The sequence below is a fragment of the Bariatricus sp. HCP28S3_A7 genome, from assembly GCF_052066375.1.
Lineage (GTDB): Bacteria > Bacillota > Clostridia > Lachnospirales > Lachnospiraceae > Allocoprococcus.
This window is the reverse complement of the sequence record NZ_JBQHSG010000078.1, coordinates 1-1,359: the sequence shown is the minus strand read 5'-3', so window position 1 is coordinate 1,359 and position 1,359 is coordinate 1. Positions and strand designations below refer to the sequence as shown.

The 1,359-nt window shown below is 53.6% G+C and carries 1 rRNA gene; it reads left to right on the top strand.

From position 1 onward, the window contains the following. Positions 1–1,359 (top strand): 23S ribosomal RNA (locus tag ACTNA4_RS16035); the annotation flags it as partial.

The following is a 1,359-nucleotide window of genomic DNA, read 5'->3' as shown; positions in this document are numbered from 1 at the left end:
CATCAATCCGAAGACGTGATGCGGACTGAACTAAAGTAAGGAAGAGTGTGAGCCAGCTGCCAAGAAAAGCCGCTATTGTTTGTACTGTACCCGTACCGTAAACCGACACAGGTAGGTGAGGAGAGAATCCTAAGGCCGACGGGAGAAGCATTGTTAAGGAACTCGGCAAAATGACTCCGTAACTTCGGGAGAAGGAGTGCCAGTGAGAGCTGGCCGCAGAGAATTGGCCCAAGCAACTGTTTAGCAAAAACACAGGTCTATGCAAAACCGAAAGGTGAGGTATATGGGCTGACGCCTGCCCGGTGCTGGAAGGTTAAGGGGAGAGGTTAGCGGAAACGCGAAGCTTTGAACTTAAGCCCCAGTAAACGGCGGCCGTAACTATAACGGTCCTAAGGTAGCGAAATTCCTTGTCGGGTAAGTTCCGACCCGCACGAAAGGCGTAATGATTTGGGCACTGTCTCGACAATGCACCCGGTGAAATTGAAGTACCAGTGAAGATGCTGGTTACCCGCGCCAGGACGGAAAGACCCCATGGAGCTTTACTCCAGCTTGATACTGGGATTCGGTATTGTATGTACAGGATAGGTGGGAGGCTAAGAAGTGGTTACGCCAGTAGCCACGGAGCCGCTGTTGGGATACCACCCTTGCAGTACTGGATTTCTAACCAGCAGCCGTGACCCGGCTGGGGGACAATGTCAGGCGGGGAGTTTGACTGGGGCGGTCGCCTCCGAAAGGGTATCGGAGGCGCTCAAAGGTTCCCTCAGAATGGTTGGAAACCATTCGAAGAGTGCAAAGGCAGAAGGGAGCTTGACTGCGACACCGACGGGTGGAGCAGGTACGAAAGTAGGACTTAGTGATCCGGTGGTATAAAGTGGGATTGCCATCGCTCAACGGATAAAAGCTACCCTGGGGATAACAGGCTTATCACTCCCAAGAGTTCACATCGACGGAGTGGTTTGGCACCTCGATGTCGGCTCATCGCATCCTGGGGCTGAAGTCGGTCCCAAGGGTTGGGCTGTTCGCCCATTAAAGCGGTACGCGAGCTGGGTTCAGAACGTCGTGAGACAGTTCGGTCCCTATCCGGCGTGGGCGTAGGATATTTGAGAGGAGCTGGCCTTAGTACGAGAGGACCGGGCTGGACCGACCGCTGGTGTATCTGTTGTCTTGCCAAAGGCATGGCAGAGTAGCCAAGTCGGGAAGGGATAAACGCTGAAGGCATCTAAGCGTGAAGCCCCCCTTAAGATGAGATATCCCTACGAAAGTAGTAAGACCCCTTGAAGACGACGAGGTAGATAGGGCAGAGGTGGAAGTGCAGTAATGCATGGAGCTGACTGTTACTAATCGGTCGAGGGCATAACC